Annotated in this window: 2 rRNA genes; both read right to left on the bottom strand. The window is 53.2% G+C overall.

The features are described 5' to 3' along the window. Nucleotides 1–106: 106 nt before the first annotated feature. Nucleotides 107–219, bottom strand: a 5S ribosomal RNA gene (gene rrf / locus ABS758_RS14880). Nucleotides 220–386: 167 nt separating this feature from the next. Beyond that, a 23S ribosomal RNA gene (locus tag ABS758_RS14875) occupies nt 387–2,619 on the bottom strand; the annotation flags it as partial.

The following is a 2,619-nucleotide window of genomic DNA, read 5'->3' as shown; positions in this document are numbered from 1 at the left end:
GTGTGGTGCTTGTTAAGGCGAAGTTTATTCTAACCCGAGTGTACGAAGCGAGCGCGCAAAACAAAGCCCCTGCAGAGAGACTCTGCAGGGGCTTTGAGCAATAAAAGCCTGACGATGACCTACTTTCACAGGTGTCCACCCACTATCATCGGCGCGAAGGCGTTTCACTGTCCTGTTCGGGATGGGAAGGAGTGGGGCCGCCTTGCTATGGTCGTCAAGCATAACTGGTTGTGATGTCGTCTGCGTACAGACGCCACCACCAATAGGAAGAAGCACAATAAAGAGGGTTGCAGTACGACGATTGCGTTGTATTCAATTTTAGGGCTTAAACACACGTTTCACTATCGCCTTTAACGGGTTAGCCACTGGCCAACCTGCAAGGTTATAGGATCAAGCCGCACGGGCAATTAGTACTGGTTAGCTGCACGCATTACTGCGCTTCCACACCCAGCCTATCAACGTCCTGGTCTCGGACGACCCTTTAGGGGGGTCTAGCCCCCGGGATACCTAATCTTCAGACGAGTTTCGCGCTTAGATGCCTTCAGCGCTTATCTCTTCCGCACATAGCTACTCGGCAATGCCATTGGCATGACAACCGATACACCAGCGGTGCGTCCACTCCGGTCCTCTCGTACTAGGAGCAGGCTCCGTCAAGTATCCAACGCCCACGGCAGATAGGGACCAAACTGTCTCACGACGTTTTAAACCCAGCTCACGTACCTCTTTAAATGGCGAACAGCCATACCCTTGGGACCGGCTACAGCCCCAGGATGAGATGAGCCGACATCGAGGTGCCAAACACCGCCGTCGATATGAACTCTTGGGCGGTATCAGCCTGTTATCCCCAGAGTACCTTTTATCCGTTGAGCGATGGCCCTTCCATACAGAACCACCGGATCACTATGACCTGCTTTCGCACCTGTTCGACTTGTCAGTCTCACAGTCAAGCACGCTTATGCCATTGCACTATCAGCACGATTTCCGACCGTACCTAGCGTACCTTCGTACTCCTCCGTTACACTTTAGGAGGAGACCGCCCCAGTCAAACTGCCCACCATGCACTGTCCCCAACCCGGATAACGGGCCAAGGTTAGAACCGCAAACAGACCAGGGTGGTATTTCAAGGTTGGCTCCCTCGCATCTAGCGACACGAGTTCAACGCCTCCCACCTATCCTACACAGGCCGGTTCACAATCCAATGCAAAGCTACAGTAAAGGTTCATGGGGTCTTTCCGTCTAGCCGCGGGTAGATTGCATCATCACAAACATTTCAACTTCGCTGAGTCTCAGGAGGAGACAGTGTGGCCATCGTTACGCCATTCGTGCAGGTCGGAACTTACCCGACAAGGAATTTCGCTACCTTAGGACCGTTATAGTTACGGCCGCCGTTTACCGGGGCTTCGATCAAGAGCTTGCACCCCATCACTTAACCTTCCGGCACCGGGCAGGCGTCACACCCTATACGTCGACTTTCGTCTTGGCAGAGTGCTGTGTTTTTAATAAACAGTCGCAGCCACCGATTCTCTGCGGCCCCTTCATGCTTTGCACGCAGGTGCATCACACTACAAGGGCATACCTTCTCCCGAAGTTACGGTATCAATTTGCCGAGTTCCTTCTCCTGAGTTCTCTCAAGCGCCTTGGAATATTCATCCCGTCCACCTGTGTCGGTTTGCGGTACGGTCGCGTGAGACTGAAGCTTAGAGGCTTTTCCTGGAACAACTTCCAATCAGTCCAGGAACCTAAGTTCCTGTCCAGCCACACCCTTGAATTACGCACCCGGATTTGCCTAAGTGCCTTCTATGATGCAGCAACGGGGACATCCAACACCCCGATGATCTTTCGTCATCCGTCCCCCCATCGCATCTCACGTCGGTGCTGGAATATTAACCAGCTTCCCATCAGCTACGCATCTCTGCCTCGCCTTAGGGGCCGACTCACCCTGCGCCGATGAACGTTGCGCAGGAAACCTTGGACTTACGGCGAGGGGGCTTTTCACCCCCTTTATCGCTACTCATGTCAGCATTCGCACTTCTGATACCTCCAGCAGCCTTTACAAGCCACCTTCGCAGGCTTACAGAACGCTCTCCTACCGCGTGCAATAAATTGCACACCCGCAGCTTCGGTAACTGGCTTAGCCCCGTTACATCTTCCGCGCAGGACGACTCGATCAGTGAGCTATTACGCTTTCTTTAAAGGATGGCTGCTTCTAAGCCAACCTCCTGACTGTCTATGCCTTCCCACTTCGTTTCCCACTTAGCCCGTTTTAGGGACCTTAGCTGGCGGTCTGGGTTGTTTCCCTCTTGAGTCCGGACGTTAGCACCCGGTGCTCTGTCTCCCACACTGTACTTGCCGGTATTCGGAGTTTGCCATAGGTTGGTAAGTCGCCATGACCCCCTAGCTATAACAGTGCTCTACCCCCGGCAGTAATCATGTGAGGCACTACCTAAATAGTTTTCGGAGAGAACCAGCTATCTCCAGGCTTGTTTAGCCTTTCACCCCTATCCACAGTTCATCCCCTAATTTTTCAACATTAGTGGGTTCGGTCCTCCAGCACGTGTTACCGTGCCTTCAACCTGACCATGGATAGATCGCCTGGTTTCGGGTCTACACCCAGCGACT

The sequence above is a fragment of the Castellaniella sp. FW104-7C03 genome (genome assembly GCF_040276085.1).
In the GTDB taxonomy this organism is placed as follows: Bacteria; Pseudomonadota; Gammaproteobacteria; order Burkholderiales; family Burkholderiaceae_B; genus Castellaniella.
This window is presented reverse-complemented; position numbering and strand designations above follow the sequence as displayed.